This window comes from Streptococcus sp. 9.1(2021), from assembly GCF_030466425.1.
Taxonomy (GTDB): domain Bacteria; phylum Bacillota; class Bacilli; order Lactobacillales; family Streptococcaceae; genus Streptococcus; species Streptococcus wuxiensis.
The window spans coordinates 141,080-156,067 of sequence record NZ_JAGQFU010000001.1 but is presented as its reverse complement, the minus strand read 5'-3'; the positions used below and the strand labels follow the sequence as shown (position 1 = coordinate 156,067).

10 protein-coding genes are annotated in these 14,988 nt (G+C 41.0%); 5 read left to right on the top strand and 5 right to left on the bottom strand.

Annotated features, from left to right (window positions below; translation table 11 throughout):
- Positions 1 to 25 precede the first annotated feature (25 nt).
- A complete protein-coding gene (locus KBU52_RS00775) occupies positions 26 to 211 on the top strand; it encodes a hypothetical protein (RefSeq protein WP_006148859.1) in 186 nt (61 codons plus the stop codon).
- A 22-nt stretch (positions 212 to 233) separates the two neighbouring features.
- Here the strand turns inward: KBU52_RS00775 and KBU52_RS00770 are convergent, their stop codons facing one another.
- From KBU52_RS00770 to KBU52_RS00750, 5 genes are all read right to left on the bottom strand, one after another.
- Positions 234 to 1,082 carry an NAD(P)H-hydrate dehydratase gene (locus KBU52_RS00770; RefSeq protein ID WP_254723996.1) on the bottom strand — a complete coding sequence of 283 codons (849 nt, stop codon included), beginning with the start codon at positions 1,080 to 1,082 and terminating at the stop codon, positions 234 to 236.
- Between the two features lie 129 nt (positions 1,083 to 1,211).
- Positions 1,212 to 8,441, bottom strand: coding sequence for an SIALI-17 repeat-containing surface protein (locus KBU52_RS00765; RefSeq protein WP_254723995.1), 7,230 nt, complete (start codon positions 8,439 to 8,441; stop codon positions 1,212 to 1,214).
- A 236-nt stretch (positions 8,442 to 8,677) separates the two neighbouring features.
- Positions 8,678 to 9,535, bottom strand: coding sequence for a bifunctional methylenetetrahydrofolate dehydrogenase/methenyltetrahydrofolate cyclohydrolase (locus KBU52_RS00760; protein WP_254723994.1), 858 nt, complete (start codon positions 9,533 to 9,535; stop codon positions 8,678 to 8,680).
- A 132-nt stretch (positions 9,536 to 9,667) separates the two neighbouring features.
- Positions 9,668 to 10,402: an amino acid ABC transporter ATP-binding protein gene (locus KBU52_RS00755; RefSeq protein WP_223332723.1), complete on the bottom strand. Its 735-nt coding sequence runs from the start codon at positions 10,400 to 10,402 to the stop codon at positions 9,668 to 9,670.
- Positions 10,402 to 11,085, bottom strand: a complete 684-nt coding sequence (locus KBU52_RS00750) for an amino acid ABC transporter permease (protein ID WP_254723993.1) — start codon at positions 11,083 to 11,085, stop codon at positions 10,402 to 10,404. Before KBU52_RS00750 ends, KBU52_RS00755 begins: the two co-directional genes overlap by 1 nt.
- 205 nt (positions 11,086 to 11,290) lie before the next feature.
- Between KBU52_RS00750 and KBU52_RS00745 the strand changes: the two genes are divergently transcribed.
- The 4 genes from KBU52_RS00745 (at position 11,291) to KBU52_RS00730 (ending at position 14,913) form a co-directional block, all read left to right on the top strand.
- Complete coding sequence (locus KBU52_RS00745) at positions 11,291 to 11,521, top strand: DUF1797 family protein (protein WP_004253825.1); 231 nt, start codon at positions 11,291 to 11,293, stop codon at positions 11,519 to 11,521.
- A gap of 240 nt (positions 11,522 to 11,761) precedes the next feature.
- A complete protein-coding gene (locus KBU52_RS00740) occupies positions 11,762 to 14,011 on the top strand; it encodes an ATP-dependent Clp protease ATP-binding subunit (RefSeq protein ID WP_254723992.1) in 2,250 nt (749 codons plus the stop codon).
- Between the two features lie 89 nt (positions 14,012 to 14,100).
- Positions 14,101 to 14,550 (top strand): NUDIX hydrolase, encoded by a 450-nt coding sequence (locus KBU52_RS00735; RefSeq protein ID WP_006152478.1) that lies wholly within the window; start codon positions 14,101 to 14,103, stop codon positions 14,548 to 14,550.
- 63 nt (positions 14,551 to 14,613) lie between these two features.
- Entirely contained in the window at positions 14,614 to 14,913 is a 300-nt protein-coding gene (locus tag KBU52_RS00730) for a DUF1827 family protein (RefSeq protein WP_004253819.1), read from the top strand.
- Positions 14,914 to 14,988 lie beyond the last annotated feature (75 nt).

Here is a 14,988-nt window from a genome sequence, read left to right as displayed (position 1 = left end):
TAAATTGTAGAAAAGGAGGGAACTCATGAACCCATTAGATTTGTTTAATCAAGTAAAAGAACTCATTGAGAACAAAGATTTTTCTGCAGCAAAAACTTTTGTTGAAGAAAACAAGGATCAACTCGGTGAGTACCTAAGCCAAGCACAAGCTTTGGTTTCAGGCTCAGAAGGACTTGACGGTCTTGTAGATAAGGTCAAAGGCCTCTTCTAATCATCAAAAGACACCTGAAAAATCAGGTGTCTTTTTGTATTTTTTTCATAAATGCAGGAATATGTTGACTAATCGTGGTTGGCAGAACTACAAAGTTGTCCTCAGATAATTTTTGAGCAATTGCTGAGTGCAGATATGTTGCTACAGTGACCCTGTCATAGAGGCTAACTTGAGGAAATTGACCAGCAAAGCCAGCAATCATCCCAGCCAAGGTATCTCCCATGCCCCCAGTTGCCTGATAGGGACCTCCTACACTTAGCTGATAAAAATCTGCATGCCCGGCCTGCCAAATTCGAGTATCAGGACCTTTTTGAACTAGAATCGTTCCTGAAGAAAATCTCTTCAAAGTCTCTCCTGTTTCCTCAGTTCCTTGGGAATCCAAATCTAAGCCCGACAAGACTTGCCATTCCCTTTGGTGTGGAGTTAAAACAAGCTGAGCCTTAGGAAATTTCATTCCCGTCTTAGCAAAAATGGATAGGGCGCCACCATCCAGTATGAGGGTCTGGTCTTGATTTGAATGATGAAAGACTGTTTGGAGAAGCTCTTCTCCACGCTCATCATCCACTAGTCCAGGTCCGACCAAGACAATATTAGCCTTCTGAAACTGTTGCTCCAGTAATTGCTTATCACCAAGGTCAAAAGCCATAGCCTCCGGCAGATGGCTATGCAGAGCTGGAATATTCTCTTTATCCGTTGCTACTGTCACCAAGCCTGCACCGCTTCTAACCGCCCCTAAAGCAGCCATAATAATCGCTCCCCCATAAGGATACGTTCCTCCAATCAAGAGAAGACGACCGTAGTCTCCCTTATGACTAGAAAGAGGACGCTCAATGATTACTTTTTTCAGTAGAGCCTGATCAATGACTTTCATAATTTACTCCTTCATGCTTTCTCTTACTTTCATTATACACCTCACTACCCAATTAATAAAGGAGAAGACTATATAGTCTTCTCCTTTTTTTTAATAATCAGCCTTTTGAGAATAGTGAGTTATGAATCATTATTCTTCCTTGCGTTTCCCATTTAGGAATGCTGCTGATAAGGCTAGACTGAGACCTGCTAGGAAAATAGCTGTATCTGATTGACTTTCCCCAGTTTCTGGAAGTCTTGCTGAGTCTGCTTTTTCCGAAGCATTTCCAAGAACTTGTGAACCCTGAGTCTGCTCAGCAGAAGCCTGAGTTTCTGAAGGTTTATCAGATAAACCTCGAATATCTGCAACAGGTTTGTCGATTGTTGGAGCCACTTGGTCTCCTGCGGTTCCTAGAGTTCCTGTATATTCTGGGAGTTCGTTCTTGTCTGCTTGCACAGCATTGACTCCACCCTTGAATTCAGGCACTTCATTTTTAGCAGCTTCAACCCAATTAGCTCCGCCCTTGAACTCTGGTACTTCATTTTTAGCGGCTTCGACCCAATTAGCTCCGCCTTTAAACTCTGGAACTTCAACAATTGGGGCTGCTTGATCTCCTGCAGTACCGATAGAGTTGCTATATTCTGGGACTTCTACTATTGGGGCTGGCTCCTCACCTACAGTTCCAATAGGGTCCGTATACTCTGGAACTTCAAGAACTGGAGCAGGATCGTCACCCTTGCTACTTGTAACAATTGCTTTCACTCCTACTTCAACAATTTGATCTTTTGCATCTCTTGTTTCAGTATGAACAACCTTACGACTTGTTCCTAATACTTCGACGTAGTCTACCTTTTCTCCATTTTGACCTTCTGAGACGATACGCCGTTCATCTTTGCCTAAGTCACTATTCTCACGAATAATTTCCTTGAATGGAATGACAGCTTTCTCAACTTCTAGACTTGGACGGTCTAGAACAAGAGCTTGATCATCCACTGCATGACTAGCTTCTGAACCAGCTTCAAAGTGAAGGCGATATTCTTTCACAAGACTACCATCTTTAGCAAGGAGTCGAACAAGTGTTGGAAGGTTATCTTGATTTGACACAACGACAGTCGCTACACCGTGACCGCTTGTTTGGACAGTCACCTCTGGTTTCGCTCCATTAGCGGTTAATCGATATTCTGAAACCGCAGGATCAAAGTTTTCCAATGCTTTTCCATTAATTGAAATTGTCACTGCAGGTGTTTCTGAATCACTGGCTTTGGCTGGAGAATAGGCACTAAACTCGACCATTGCGAGACCATTAGTGGTTGATTTGCGAGTCATACGTGCGCGTATAGCGGTTGTCTGAATCGGATCAAAGGTAAATTCGATTGGTTTACCAGCCTCGATTGCTCCAGATGCCTTATAAGGAATTTCTTGCCAATTTTCTGCCTTGTTAAACGGATGATCAGCATTTTCTTCATAACGTGAAATGGTGCTTGGTTCAGAATAAGTTGGTCCAACATATCTTTCGAGTACCATTGTCGCTGGTGCATCTGTTCCACTGTCTTTGAAGAACTGAATGGCTACTTTTCCTACAGAGCGAGGTGTAATCTGACCATTCTTCTTAAAGAGAACTCCTACCGACACTTCCTGATTTTTTGGAGTACGAGACCAGTTAGTCCAACGTCCATCCTCATTAAATCGCCCATCGTTGATATAGAAGATTCTATCATTAGAAGCGGCATCGGTATCGTTTGTAGTAGAGGCAAAGGCTTTAGAGTCAGTCGCATTATTGCTTGCATTCTCAGAGATAACTTGATTTCCTCTTGCCAGAACGGTCACTTGCATCTTAGTTGTCAAGTCTGTTCCTAGGATATGACCAAGCACTTCAAAGGTACCTTCCTGGTCTGTCGCATGTTCAGCCACTGCATCCCATTCTACGGCTAGTTTATCTGTTGTCCAATCTGTTTCTGCTGGATAGTAGACTGTCACTTCTGTAGGTAATTGAAGCTTATCGCCAACACTCAATGTCATGGCAGCATTTTCGGCAGCTACTGGTTGCGTAGATTCTTTTTGACCATCACGGAAAATGCGGTACTCTTTCAAGATGGTTCCGTCTTCTGCCTTCAAAATGAGGCGTGTTGCTCCTTCTGAGCTTGTAGCAGGAACAATCGTTACCACACCATTATCGCTTGCTGTTGCAGTAATCACTTTACTAGTTTTCGGAATATGGTAGTCTGTCTTAGACGGATTGAAATGCTCCAGCTTCTGACCGTCTACTCTAATAGAAATCTCTGAACTTGAAGCAGCTGGAACTTTATTTCCTAAGATTGTGATTTCGGTCAAACCGACACCATCCGTTCCATTTGCTTTCTTCATGCGAATACGAACTGCATAGGTCTCAACCTTGTCAAACGTAAAGTGGTTAGTTTGACTTGCGGATAATTGTCCTGGAGCTTTGAGATGTTCGACTTCTTTCCAGTTAGCAGCATTGTTAAATGGATGTTTTGTATCTCCTTGAGCATGATTGACATCAGTTGGCAAATCTGGAATTTCTTGACCAACGTAGTATTCAATAACATATTCTTTTGGAAGTCCAATCGCACCATCTGTATAGAAATCAACTGAAAGATTGTCTACAAAGCGCTTGGTCAAATCGCCTGAGTTACCAAACAAGATAGATGCCCAGTCATTATCTGTATTTGTTTGCCATGTTGTCCATCTATTCTTGACATCTGTATTGGCTCTTGAAACGGTCAAGTCATTCAGAGTATTGGCCGAATCATCTCCACCAGTATTGGATACGATAGCTGCTGGCAATTGAGAACCTGTCCACTGTTTAGAGATATTATTTCCCTCAACAACCTGACTGGAAACACGAACATGAGCCTTGGTAGTCAGAGAGCTACCAACCAATTGACCTTTGATTTCAAAGATTCCTTCAGTTTGACTAAAGTTAGCTGGCACCTTATCCCAAACGACATCATTATAGATAGTTGTTCCATTAGAATGGTAGGCACGAACGTTAGCTGGTAATTGAACCGTTTCACCCTTAGGAAGAGTCAGGCTGATTTCTTCTGCAACCTGCAATCCTTCAACAGTCACATTTGCCACAGCTTCAATATCTGTTCCTTCTACATGACCTTTTAGGGTAAAGCTATGATAGCTAGCGAGTTCTTTTTCATCTACCTTATCCCAAGTTACAGCTAGCTTACGAGACAAGCCTTTGTCAAATTCTGCTACGATTTGATCAGGCAAATTCGGTTGCTGATTGATATCTGTAGAGATTGAAACAGGATGAAGCTTAACAATTTTCTTGGCTACTTTGTTTTCTTTGATGACCACTACGGTAGCTACAGATTGAGTCTTCTCTGTTTGATTGTCAATACGAGGTGTGAGCGTCACACTACCTTTAGTGTAAAGAAGCAAGTTTTGTCCGTTTACTTCAAGATGTCCACCATCAGTAGAACTAGCATCCAAGTGAATATCTGATGCTGAAAATTCAGTCTGTGAACCATCTTCGTAATGCCCAATAACATGATAAGGGAGAACTTGATCTTCTGTTGCAGTCTCTTTACCTTCTACACTTACTTCCAAGCGTGTCAAGGCAGGGGCTTCCTTCACAAACTGAATCAAGTAAGTTTGAACTAAATCGCCCTTCTGGTCACTCAAGAATACAGAAGCCTGATAATCATTAGCTGCTGAAGCTTGTTGAACTGTCACCTGATAGCCTCTTGCCTGTGCTCCAACACTTGGGATTTTAGCACTGTACGGAAGGGATACTCGGTAGTAGGTCTTTCCAGGCTCAAAGTCAGCGAGAGCCTTGTCGCCAACAGTGAGACCTGTAACAGTGTTTTCTGTTTCCTGATCACTTGCGATAAAGGTTGCTGTCACCTCGTAGTCATTACCTACCAATTTACCAGTTGCTTCAGTTCGTCCACCTTCTTTTGACAAAGCAGCAGGATCTTTCAAGGTCCAAGAAACGACATCCGCATCAACCAAGTTACCATCTGACAAAACAGCCGTTACAGTTTTATCCAAATCTTCTACAGCTGTACCAACTGGAACAGTTGCAACTTTAGGCAACCACTTATCAAGTGCAATGACCTTAACAAGGGCTTCAGCCTTAGCTTCGAGACCTTCCACACTACCAAGAACTTTTTTCTCACCAGCACTTGTAAGGAGATCATCTGGGATTGCCCAAACCACAGCTTTTTCTTCGACACTACCATCACTATAAATAGCTGTCACAGTTTCTGGCAATTTAGGATTTTCGCTGACATCAGTAGTTGACTTCACAGGGGCAAAAGCGACAAAATGGCGATTTTCTTTCTTGCCTGAAACAGTTGTAACGGTCGCCTTATCAGAAGCTAAACCTGCAGAATCCGCATATAGGGTGAATTTTCCTTCTTTTTCAGTGGATTTTACAATGACAACACCTTTACCATTGAAGGCTTTTCTTTGCCATGTACCATCTTTCTGAGCTTTATAACGCTCACGGCTAGCTTGTTCCCCATTGTCCACACCAACGATTTGCCCTTGCCCGTGAAGATTGAAATGAACAAGATTATTGGCAGTTGGTACAACATTGCCGTCTTCATCAACGATTTCATAATGGATGTAAGACAAGTCTTTGCCGTCTGCAGTGATGACATGCTCTTCCTTGGTGAGACGAACTCTGGCTGGTTCCCCTGCTGTTGTCACACTATCACGCGCAATCTCTTTACCATTTTCATCACGAGCAATAGCAGTCAAGGTGCCTGGTTTATATTCCACCAACCACTCAAGATACAATTCACCAGGGTTCGCACCTTCATGATAAGGTCGACCATCCGCAGTAGTTTTCTTGGTAAATTCTTTCTTGCCAAGGGACTCGTTGTTCAAGAACAATTCTACGCTAGCAGCATTTGAGAAAGTCCGAACTGGAACCTTGCCATTGATAAGCATATTACGTTCCTTGAGCGTTTCTTCTGTCCAATTCCAGTGAGGCATGATACGAACAGTTGGTTTTTCTTTGGCACTATACCATTCACTACGGTAAAGGTAGAAATCATTCTTAGGCAAGCCTGCAGTGTCAATGATACCAAAGTAAGAGCTTTTTACTGGTGTATGATCTTGGTTGTGCCAAGGTGTAGGCTCACCGATATAGTCAAAACCAGTCCAGATGAACTGACCTGCATAGCCAGCACGATCACGGTCAAAGGTCCAAGATTCAGTAGCTGTTCTACCCCAGGCTACACGGTCATTACCATAGTCAGATTGTTCATAATGACGATTTGGACGATTATCGTGATAGAGATTTTTAGCAGGATAAAAATAGGAATCTCGTGTTCGAGTCGCTGAAGACGTTTCAGAACCGTAGATCAACCAGTCAGGATGGGCTTTACGAACAGCATCGTAAAAACGCTCTCCATAGTTCATACCTACAGCATCCATGATTGCTGCTAATTTTAAGAACAAGCCTGTAGAAGCACGACTGAATTTATTTTCACCCATAGTCACATAGCGCTCTGTATCAATTGCTTTGATAACAGCTTTCAAACGCTTGGCTGTTTCTAAAGAGCGCTCACCACCATCTGCTTCATCCACTTCGTTACCGAGCGACCACATGATGATTGAAGGATTATTTTTATCTCGTTCAACCATGGTTCTCAGATCAAAATCAGACCACTTCTCACCCTTCTTAGCTTCTGGGTGAGTTGCATCTTGGTCAAAGAAACGTCCATAGTCATACGTTTTCTTACCACGATACCAAGTATCAAAGGCTTCTTCTTGCACCAAAAGTCCTAGACTAGCAGCAGCATCTAGCAACTGTGGACTTGCTGGATTGTGAGTTGTACGGATAGAGTTAACTCCCATATCTTTTAGGAGTTTTAATTTACGGTAGGTTGCCTTATAGTTTTCTTCTGCCCCCAAGGCACCATTATCATGGTGGATACTAACCCCGTGGAATTTCATTCTCTCACCGTTCAGTGAGAAGCCTTCTTTAGCTGTCCAGTTAAAATAACGATAACCAAAAGTATCTTCTGTTACATCAACTAGCTGACCTTCATTATAAACCTTGGTTTTCAGAACATAGAGCTGAGGATGGTAGCTTTTGGTTGTCCAGAGAGTTGGCTTATTCACTAAGATTGTTTGCTTAAAGTCAGCTGTCTCATTTCCTGCTAGGTTCTTGGTTACAGAACGAACTAAATCTGAAACAGCCTTACCTTCCTTAGTAAAAATCTGTTGCTCCACAAATACCTTGGCTAGAGTCTTGGCAGTGTTTTTGATCTTGCTTTGGATTTGTGTTTCAACATTGCCATCTTTTTGTTGAGCTAATTTCGGAGTTGTAATATGATTTCCATTTTCAGCCACCTGCACCTTGTCACGATAGCTAAGCGTCACATCACGATAGATACCACTTCCTGAGTACCAACGACTACTTGGTTGCTTATTGGTAACTTGAACAGCAATAGTATTCTCACTGCCATCTTTATTTAAAAATTCAGTGATATCATATGAAAAATGATTGTAACCACTTGGATAATGACCTACAAATTTACCATTGACATAGACCTTGGAGTCCATGTAGACACCGTCAAAGTTGATCCGAACATCCTTATCCTTAGCAGCTTCGTCAACCGTAAAGGTCTTACGATACCAAGCAGTCCCACCATTTAATTGACCACCCTCATTTCGGGCAGGAGATTTGTGATCAAAATCAAAATAAATACTCCAGTCATGAGGAAGGTTCAACTTAGACCAGTCATGAACGTCCACGTCTTTCTTTGAAAAATCACCCTGAGCATTTAATTTAAAATACCAGTCTTTATTGAAATTTTGTTTTCTTTCCTGTAAAAGTCGGTCTTCTTTTTCTTTCTCTTTGGTAACTTGAGGCAATTCTGTTGCAGATGTTTTTTCTTCTTTAGCCTTATCGTCAGATACCGGTTTATTCTGATTAGCTTCAGCAGTACGTTCTTCCAAAACTGCTGGCTTTTCAGTACTCACTTCTGCCACTGTAGGTTCTTTCTCATTCACTTCAGCAGCTGTTTTTTCTTCCTTAGGGCTAACTACTTCTGCTTCCTTTTCTTTCTTAGGGCTTGTTTCTTCAGTTACTTTATTTTCAGTTACTGGTTTTGCTGCTTCATCCGTATCTTTTTCTTCTTTTTCGGTAGCGGAATCTTCTGGGCCATTTTGCTCTGCTTTTGCAATTGCTGCAGCTAGATCATCTGGAAGTTTATCCAAAGGTTGAACTTGATGAATTGTTTCTTCAGTGGTACTTGACGTTTCAGTTTCAGCTGCTTGTGCTACCTGAAGACCAAAGATACTAGCTCCAATCATAACCGAAGCAGCACCAATTGCAAACTTACGAATACTAAAATGACACCGTTTTTCAAAAAATCTCTTATCCATTATGGTTCCTTTCTAAATTTTGGTAAGCGATTACATTTTTCCTCAAAAAATAAACCTCCCTCTAGACGCTTACTTATTTTTGCATATACATATTGATGCTTTTAATATATCAAAATAGTAGAAGTTTTTCAATAATTTGTGGAAGTTTTACTGGAATTTTAGTAGAAATTGAGCAAGAAAAAAACAAGTCCATTAGAACTTGCTTTTTAAAAATTTATTAATGATTGTAGTAGAGATTAGTCTCTATCCAGCGTTCTTAAAGCAGCCTGATAAGTCTGCTCCATCAGCATGGTAATGGTCATTGGACCAACTCCACCAGGTACAGGGGTGATATGACTAGCAATTGGTGCAACAGCATCGTAGTCAACATCTCCACAGAGCTTGCCATTTTCATCTCGGTTCATCCCTACATCAATGACAACTGCACCTGGTTTGACAAAGTCAGCAGTCACGAACTTAGCGCGACCGATAGCTACAACCAAAATATCGGCTTTAGAAGCTACTTGGGCTAAATTATGGGTGCGAGAGTGGGTCAAGGTTACAGTTGCATTTTTAGCCAACAGTAACTGGGCCATAGGTTTCCCAACAATATTTGAACGACCAATTACGACCGCATTTTTACCTTCTAAGTCAATCCCATATTCATGAAACATTTCCATAATTCCTGCAGGTGTTGAAGGAATCATAACTGGGTGACCAGACCAGAGACGTCCCATGTTGAGAGGATGGAAACCATCCACATCCTTTTCAGGGTCAATTGCTAGTAAAACAGCTTCTTCATCGATGTGTTTTGGTAATGGAAGCTGGACCAAAATCCCATGCCATGCTGGATCTTGATTGTATTTAGCGATTAATTCTAACAATTCCTCTTGGGTAATGGTCTCAGGAACACGAACGACTTCACTACGGAAACCTGCTGCAATTGCTGAGCGTTCCTTGTTGCGTACGTAAACTTGGCTTGCTGGATTTTCTCCTACTAAAATAACGACCAATCCTGGAACCAAACCTGTCTCTTCCTTTAATTTGGCTGTTTTTTCAGCCAACTGGCCTTGTAGCTTGGCTGCTAAAGCCTTTCCATCAATCATCTGTGTCATGTATTTTCTCTTTTCTAACAAATATTCTCTATTATAACAAAAAATCGTTCTGCATTCTAACACTTCTTACCTAAGATACCCTATAGCCTGAAACTATAAGAAAAAGCCCACTTGGAGCTTTTCATGATATTCTTACAAAACCTTACTCAAGAAATCCTTGGTTCTTTGTTCTTGGGTTTGTTCAAAGACTTGCTCTGGAGTTCCGTCTTCAACAACAACACCATCTGCCATAAAGATGACACGATCTGCCACCTCACGAGCAAAGCCCATTTCATGCGTTACGATAACCATGGTCATTCCTGACTGAGCAAGTTCTTGCATAACTGCTAGTACTTCTCCTACCATTTCTGGATCTAGAGCAGAAGTTGGTTCATCAAATAGTAGGACATCTGGTTCCATAGCAAGACCACGGGCGATAGCGATACGCTGTTGTTGACCGCCCGACAAGCTTTGTGGATAAGCATCTGCCTTATCTGGCAAACCAACCTTTTTCAAAAGCTCATGAGCTCTCTTCTCAGCCACTGCCTTACTTTCGCCTTTTGTCTTAATAGGAGAAAGCGTGATGTTTTCCATTACTGTCATATTTGGGAAGAGATTGAATTGTTGGAAAACCATTCCCATCTTTTCACGCATGGCAAAGAGGTCATTTTTCTTATCGGTAATATCAACACCTTCAAAGATAACTTTTCCTTTAGTAGCTTCTTCGAGGAGATTCATCGAACGAAGGAGGGTTGACTTACCGCTACCAGAAGGTCCGATAATCACCACTACTTGTCCTTTTTTGATTTCAAGATCAATTCCTTTTAAAACTTCATTTTTCCCAAAGTTTTTATGAAGGTTTTCAATTTTTATAAGTGTTTCAGTCATTATTTCTTATCTCCTTGTCCCATACGATTTTCAAAAGCTTTCAAGGCCAGTGTCAAGATAGAGGTCATAATCAAGTAGTAAAAGGCCGCAAATAAGAGCGGTGTTAAAGGTAGGTATGTGGTTGTTGATACTGTAGTAGCTCCATTCCACAACTCCATAACCCCGATAGCTGACAAGAGCGAGCTATCCTTGATAATAGTGATAAACTCATTTCCTAGAGAAGGTAAGATATTTTTGATAGCCTGGGGCAAAATAATATAACGCATGGCATTCTTAGGACGAATACCTAGTGAATAAGCTGCTTCTAATTGTCCCTTTGGCACTGCATTAATCCCAGCACGGACTGTTTCTGATACATAGGCACCACTATTCATAGAAATAATCAAAATCCCTGGAATCAAGCGAGTCAGATCAACATCTAAGATCCCAATTTGAATAGTCGGAGCACTAATATGCATCAAGGCAAATGCAATCATAATCTGCACCATCATCGGAGTCCCACGGAAGACCCAGATATATAGATTAGCAAACCAAGCAAGTGGTTTAATTTTTGAACGTTGTGCAAAGGCCAACAGCACTCCTAGAATGGTCCCCAAGAAGACCACCAAGATAGATATGATAATTGTTACAACGGCTCCATAGTTAAAATATGGTAGATATTTCGGTAAAAAAGAAAAATTCATGGATATTCTACTTTCTGTTTTTAATATTTAAACTTAAAACTTGTATAAGGATAACATATTTTGCATAAAAATTCAACATTTTCTCCTAATATTTTCAATAAATTTTCAAAGACGATAGAAATAGCGAGAAATCTTAGTTTTTTTCTAGTCAAGTAGAGTCTGTTTATGGTAAAATAGTAAAGATAAGAAATGGAGGAGAATCAAAATGGAATCACATTTGGTTAGAATCATCAATCGCTTAGAAGCAATGACTAAAGATGGTGGTAACTTGAAACGTAACTTTGAGCGCGAAGGAGTTGTTGTCGCAGAGGTTGCTTTTAACCACGACGAAGAAAACGGACCACTCTTTACACTTCGTGACGTTGAAGCTCGTGAAACATATACATTTGATAGCATCGACCTCATTGCGATGGAAATCTACGAACTTTTATACTAATTGTTGAATAAATGCCGGAGAAGTCTCCTGCTTTGACCAATGAAAATCCTTTTTGTCTGACAAATAGGATTTTTCTTTTTATCCCTATATTTCATCTACAAAACTCTTTTATCATGAGTTCTAAGACTCAATCTTTTTACTTGCTTTCCCCTTCAATCATGATATAATGAGACTAAAGAACTTTGACTATTTTTGACCTTTCTGTTTTAGTCAAAGCCAAGAAAGAAACGAGGTAGTGGTATGCTCTGTCAAAATTGTAAAATCAATGATTCAACGATCCATCTTTACACCAATCTTAATGGGCAACAAAAGCAAATCGATCTTTGCCAAAATTGCTACAAAATTATCAAAACAGATCCGAACAATAGCTTATTCAAAGGCATTACAGATTTAAACAATCGTGATTTTGATCCATTTGGAGACTTCTTTAATGATCTCAACAACTTTAGACCTTCTTCTAATAATAATGTTCCTCCAACCCAGTCAGGTGGTGGATATGGTGGCAATGGTGGTTTTGGTTCCCAAAACCGCGGGCCAGCTCAAACACCTCCTCCTAGTCAAGAAAAAGGACTCTTGGATGAGTACGGTATCAACATAACCGAGATTGCCCGCCGTGGAAATGTTGATCCTGTTATCGGTCGCGACGAAGAAATCATCCGTGTCATTGAAATTCTCAACCGTAGAACCAAAAACAATCCCGTCCTTATCGGAGAGCCTGGTGTTGGTAAGACCGCCGTTGTCGAAGGCCTCGCTCAAAAAATTGTAGATGGAGATGTCCCTCATAAACTTCAAGGGAAAGAAGTCATTCGTTTAGACGTTGTTAGCCTTGTCCAAGGTACAGGAATTCGTGGACAGTTTGAAGAGCGCATGCAGAAACTCATGGAAGAAATTCGTGAGCGTAAAGATGTCATCCTCTTTATCGATGAAATTCACGAGATTGTCGGTGCTGGTTCTGCCGGAGACGGCAATATGGATGCAGGAAATATTCTGAAACCTGCCCTTTCTCGTGGAGAACTTCAACTAGTGGGTGCTACTACCCTCAATGAATACCGCATCATCGAAAAAGACGCCGCCCTTGAGCGCCGGATGCAACCTGTTAAGGTTGATGAACCAACTGTGGAAGAGACTATTATTATCCTCAAAGGTATCCAAAAGAAATACGAAGATTACCACCACGTTCATTATACAGATGCTGCTATCGAAGCTGCTGCTACTCTTTCTAACCGCTACATTCAAGATCGTTTCTTGCCGGATAAGGCTATTGACCTCCTAGATGAGGCTGGTTCTAAAATGAACTTAACCTTGAATTTTGTGGATCCTAAGGTTATCGACCAACGCTTAATCGAGGCAGAAAATCTCAAGGCCCAAGCAACTCGAGATGAAGATTTTGAGAAAGCAGCCTACTTCCGTGACCAGATTGCCAAATATAAGGAAATGCAAAAAACAAAAGTAACGGATCAGGATACCCCGATTATCAGCGAAAAGACGATTGAACACATTATTGAACAAAAGACCAATATTCCAGTTGGTGATTTGAAAGAAAAAGAACAGTCTCAACTCATCAACCTAGCAGACGACCTCAAGGCTCATGTTATTGGCCAAGATGATGCAGTTGATAAGATTGCTAAGGCTATCCGTCGTAACCGTGTTGGGCTTGGAACACCAAACCGTCCAATTGGTAGCTTCCTCTTTGTTGGTCCTACAGGTGTCGGTAAAACAGAACTCTCTAAACAACTGGCCATCGAACTCTTTGGTTCTGCTGATAGCATGATTCGCTTTGATATGAGTGAATACATGGAAAAACACAGCGTTGCTAAACTCGTCGGTGCCCCTCCAGGATACGTCGGTTATGATGAAGCAGGTCAGTTGACTGAGAAAGTGCGTCGCAACCCCTACTCACTTATTCTCCTTGACGAGGTTGAAAAAGCCCATCCAGATGTTATGCATATGTTCCTTCAAGTATTGGATGATGGCCGCTTAACTGACGGTCAAGGACGCACTGTTAGCTTTAAGGATGCCATCATTATCATGACCTCAAATGCAGGTACAGGCAAGGCTGAAGCAAGCGTTGGATTTGGTGCGGCTAGAGAAGGTCGTACCAAATCTGTCCTTGGAGAATTAGGCAACTTCTTTAGTCCAGAATTCATGAACCGCTTTGATGGGATTATCGAATTCAAAGCTCTCAGCAAGGAAAATCTCCTACAAATCGTTGACCTTATGTTGGATGATGTGAATAAACGTCTCTCAAGCAATAATATCCATCTCGATGTTACAGAAAAGGTTAAAGAAAAACTTGTAGACCTTGGTTACGATCCAAAAATGGGAGCTCGTCCACTCCGTCGTACCATCCAAGACCATATCGAAGATGCCATTACAGACTACTACCTTGAAAATCCAAGTGAAAAAGACCTCAAGGCAGTCATGACAAGTAAAGGTAAAATCGTGATTAAGTCCAAAAATAAAACGGAAACAGTCGACTCAAACGACTAGTTCCTCACATACAAAAGAATGTTCTTGCTTGACAGCAAGAACATTCTTTACTATTATAGAAAGAAAGCGCACTCACGAAGGAGAATTTTATGGCAAATCCAACATTTGGAGAAAAAAAAGAGGGAGTAACCTACAAAAATAGATATGGCGTTTATGCAGTCATACCTGATGCAAACCATGAAAAGATTATCCTCGTACAAGCTCCAAATGGTGCATGGTTCTTACCAGGGGGCGAAATTGAAGAAGGTGAAAATCACCTTGAAGCTCTCAAACGAGAATTGATTGAAGAATTAGGATTTACAGCTGAAATCGGCACCTACTACGGGCAAGCTGATGAATACTTCTACTCTAGACATCGTGACACCTATTACTACAATCCAGCCTATCTCTATGAAGCTACTTCTTATCAAGAAATCCAAAAACCTCTCGAGGACTTCAATCACTTAGCTTGGTTCCCAATCGATGAAGCTATTGCTAACTTAAAACGCGGAAGTCACAAATGGGCGATCGAAGCTTGGAAAAAACAACATCAAATTTAAACTATCTTTACCAAATTTCCCAAAAAGTGCTATAATAGACATAGAAATACAGGAGGAAACCCTATGAAGCTTATCAATACTACAAATTCACACTCGCAACTTGTTAAAAGTCAGCTAGAAAGTACCGACGCAACGCTTGTAGAGGTTTATTCTGCGGGAAATACAGATGTTATTTTTACTCAGGCTCCACTTCATTACGAAATCCTCATTTCCAATAAACATCGTGCAATCCGTGAAAAAGAAATGGAAATAATCAAAGAATTTTTCCTCAGTCGTAAAATTAATCAACAGGCTATTGATAAGGCAAATATTAAAACCCTCTATTCTGATAAATTGATTGAGATTTCAATCCCTACAAAATAGAATTAATCTACCCTACAGTTAAAACTGCGGGGTTTTTTAATACCTTTTCTTGTTTATATCTTTAAATAAATTATT

Excerpts from the sequence above, each read along its gene's own strand:
- KBU52_RS00760 (WP_254723994.1), bottom strand. The coding sequence starts at position 9,535 with ATGACACAGATGATTGATGGAAAGGCTTTAGCAGCCAAGCTACAAGGC.
- KBU52_RS00755 (WP_223332723.1), bottom strand. The coding sequence starts at position 10,402 with ATGACTGAAACACTTATAAAAATTGAAAACCTTCATAAAAACTTTGGG.
- KBU52_RS00765 (WP_254723995.1), bottom strand. The coding sequence starts at position 8,441 with ATGGATAAGAGATTTTTTGAAAAACGGTGTCATTTTAGTATTCGTAAG.
- KBU52_RS00750 (WP_254723993.1), bottom strand. The coding sequence starts at position 11,085 with ATGAATTTTTCTTTTTTACCGAAATATCTACCATATTTTAACTATGGA.
- KBU52_RS00730 (WP_004253819.1), top strand. The coding sequence starts at position 14,614 with ATGAAGCTTATCAATACTACAAATTCACACTCGCAACTTGTTAAAAGT.
- KBU52_RS00770 (WP_254723996.1), bottom strand. The coding sequence starts at position 1,082 with ATGAAAGTCATTGATCAGGCTCTACTGAAAAAAGTAATCATTGAGCGT.
- KBU52_RS00740 (WP_254723992.1), top strand. The coding sequence starts at position 11,762 with ATGCTCTGTCAAAATTGTAAAATCAATGATTCAACGATCCATCTTTAC.
- KBU52_RS00745 (WP_004253825.1), top strand. The coding sequence starts at position 11,291 with ATGGAATCACATTTGGTTAGAATCATCAATCGCTTAGAAGCAATGACT.
- KBU52_RS00775 (WP_006148859.1), top strand. The coding sequence starts at position 26 with ATGAACCCATTAGATTTGTTTAATCAAGTAAAAGAACTCATTGAGAAC.
- KBU52_RS00735 (WP_006152478.1), top strand. The coding sequence starts at position 14,101 with ATGGCAAATCCAACATTTGGAGAAAAAAAAGAGGGAGTAACCTACAAA.